This is a genomic window from Rhizobium sp. BK456, from assembly GCF_014194045.1.
Classification (GTDB): Bacteria; Pseudomonadota; Alphaproteobacteria; order Rhizobiales; family Rhizobiaceae; genus Rhizobium; species Rhizobium redzepovicii.
The window spans coordinates 1-2683 of sequence record NZ_JACIAO010000028.1 but is presented as its reverse complement, the minus strand read 5'-3'; the positions used below and the strand labels follow the sequence as shown (position 1 = coordinate 2683).

General features: G+C 65.3%; 2 protein-coding genes and 1 pseudogene. All 3 read left to right on the top strand.

What is annotated here, in order from left to right; all coding sequences use genetic code 11:
- A pseudogene (locus tag FHX03_RS34170) lies at positions 1 to 256 on the top strand (c-type cytochrome biogenesis protein CcmI); the annotation flags it as partial.
- Positions 253 to 720 (top strand): cytochrome c maturation protein CcmE, encoded by a 468-nt coding sequence (ccmE, locus tag FHX03_RS34165; protein ID WP_097630107.1) that lies wholly within the window; start codon positions 253 to 255, stop codon positions 718 to 720. The pseudogene FHX03_RS34170 and the gene ccmE, both read left to right, overlap by 4 nt.
- Positions 717 to 2683: heme lyase CcmF/NrfE family subunit (locus FHX03_RS34160; protein ID WP_183857576.1), on the top strand; the 1967-nt coding region annotated here is incomplete at its 3' end. The genes ccmE and FHX03_RS34160, both read left to right, overlap by 4 nt.

The following is a 2683-nucleotide window of genomic DNA, read 5'->3' as shown; positions in this document are numbered from 1 at the left end:
CATGAATGCCGGCGACCGTCAGCAGATGATCCGCGGCATGGTCGCGAGCCTCGACGCCAAGCTCAGCGCCGATCCGAACAATTTCGAGGGATGGGTGCGGCTCGTCCGTTCCTATGCCGTGTTGAACGATAAGGATCGTGCCGCCGATGCGCTGAAGCGCGGGCTTGCCGCCTTTCCGCTGCCCGGCGAACAGGGCAGCCAATTGCTGGCGCTGGCCAGGGAACTCGGCATATCAACGGAAGGATTGGCTGAATGACCCGCAAGCAGAAGCGCCTGGCGGTGATCGCAGGCGGCATGGGCTTCATTGCCGCCGCCGTGCTGCTGGTCATGTTCGCTTTCAGTCAGTCGGTCGCCTATTTCTACATGCCGGCCGATCTGGCCAAGACCCCGGTGGCGCCGGAAACCCGCATCCGGCTCGGCGGCCTGGTTGGCGAGGGCAGCGTCGTGCGCGGCGCCGGCTCGACCGTGGAATTTTCCGTCACCGACGGCAGCGCCAATGCCGTCAAGGTCAAATATACCGGCATCCTGCCGGATCTTTTCCGCGAGGGGCAGGGGGTGGTCACCGAAGGCATGTTTGCACCCGGGACCAACGTCTTTACCGCCGATACCGTGCTTGCCAAGCATGACGAGACCTATATGCCGAAGGACGTGGCCGACAGGCTGAAGCAGCAGGGGCTGTGGAAAGAGGGTCAGGGCCAGGAGGCGAAAGCGACGCAATGATCATCGAGATCGGCCATTACGCGCTGGTGCTGGCGCTGGCAACGGCGCTCATCCTCTCCGTCGTGCCGGTCATCGGCGCCCGCCGCCATGACCGGGCGATGATGGATGTCGCCACCATCGGTTCGCTGGCGATGTTTGCGCTCGTCGTCTTCTCCTTCGGCGTCTTGACCTATGCCCATGTCGTCTCCGACTTCTCGGTCGAGAACGTCTGGGAGAATTCGCATTCGCTGGTGCCGCTGATCTACAAATATTCCGGCGTCTGGGGCAATCACGAGGGATCGATGATGCTCTGGCTGTTGATCCTGACGCTGTTCAGCGCGCTGGTCGCCGTCTTCGGACGCAATCTGCCGGAGACGCTGAAGGCCAATGTGCTGGCCGTACAGGCCTGGATTTCGGTCGCCTTCACGCTGTTCATCCTGTTGACCTCCAATCCCTTCCTGCGGCTCGATCCGGCGCCGGCCGAGGGCCGCGATCTCAATCCGGTCCTGCAGGATGTCGGCCTGGCGATCCACCCGCCGCTGCTCTATCTCGGCTATGTCGGCTTTTCCGTCTGCTTCTCCTTTGCGGTCGCCGCCCTCCTCGAAGGCCGCATCGACGCCGCCTGGGCCCGCTGGGTGCGGCCCTGGACGCTTGCCGCCTGGACCTTTCTGACGCTCGGCATCGCCATGGGTTCCTACTGGGCCTATTACGAGCTCGGCTGGGGCGGCTGGTGGTTCTGGGATCCGGTGGAAAACGCCTCCTTCATGCCCTGGCTTGCCGGCACCGCGCTGTTGCATTCGGCCCTCGTCATGGAAAAGCGCGAGGCGCTGAAGATCTGGACGGTGCTGCTGGCCATCCTCACCTTCTCGCTGTCGCTGATGGGCACCTTCCTGGTGCGCTCCGGCGTGCTGACCTCGGTGCATGCCTTTGCCAGCGATCCCTCCCGCGGCGTCTTCATTCTCTGTATCCTGCTGATCTTCATCGGCGGGGCGCTGTCGCTGTTTGCCTTTCGGGCGCCGAAGCTTGCGGCCGGCGGGCTGTTTGCGCCGATTTCGCGCGAGGGCGCGCTCGTCGTCAACAATCTGATCCTGACGGTCGCCTGCGGCACGGTCTTGACCGGCACGCTCTATCCGCTGCTGCTGGAAACGCTGACCGGCGACAAGATTTCCGTCGGGCCGCCCTTCTTCAACCTGACCTTCGGCCTGTTGATGGCGCCGCTGATCGTCATCGTCCCCTTCGGGCCGCTGCTCGCCTGGAAGCGCGGCGATCTGCTCGGCGCCCTGCAGCGGCTCTATGTCGTCGCCGGCATCGCCTTCGCCGCTGCGCTGATCTTCTTCTATCTCCAGCATGGCGGGCCAGTGCTGTCCGTGCTCGGGCTGGCGGCCGGGCTGTTCCTGGTCTTCGGCGCGGTTGCCGATCTCTGGTATCGTGCCGGCATCGGCAAGGTTGCGGGCAACGTCGCCTGGCGGCGTCTGAGCGGCCTGCCGCGGTCGGCCTTCGGCACCGCTCTTGCCCATGCCGGGCTCGGCATCAGCGTGCTCGGCATCGTCGCGGTGACGACCTTCCAGACCGAATACGTCATCGAGATGAAGCCCGGCGAAACCACTGACGCCGGCGGCTACAGCCTGCATTTCGACGGCATGCAGCCGGCGACCGGGCCGAACTATACCGAGGAGCGCGGCCACTTCACCATCCGCCGCGCCGGTGTCGCGGTCGCCGATACCTGGTCGGCCAAGCGCCTCTACACCGCCCGCCAGATGCCGACGACGGAGGCGGGCATCCTGACCTTCGGCCTCAGCCAGCTCTACGTCTCATTGGGCGACGCCACCAAGGACGGCGGCATCGTCGTGCGCATCTGGTGGAAGCCGTTCATCCTCTGCATCTGGGGCGGAGCGCTTGTCATGGCTGTCGGCGGCCTCGTCTCCCTCAGCGACCGGCGCCTGCGCGTCGGCGCCCCGCGCAGGAAGGCGAAGGCGGCAAAGCC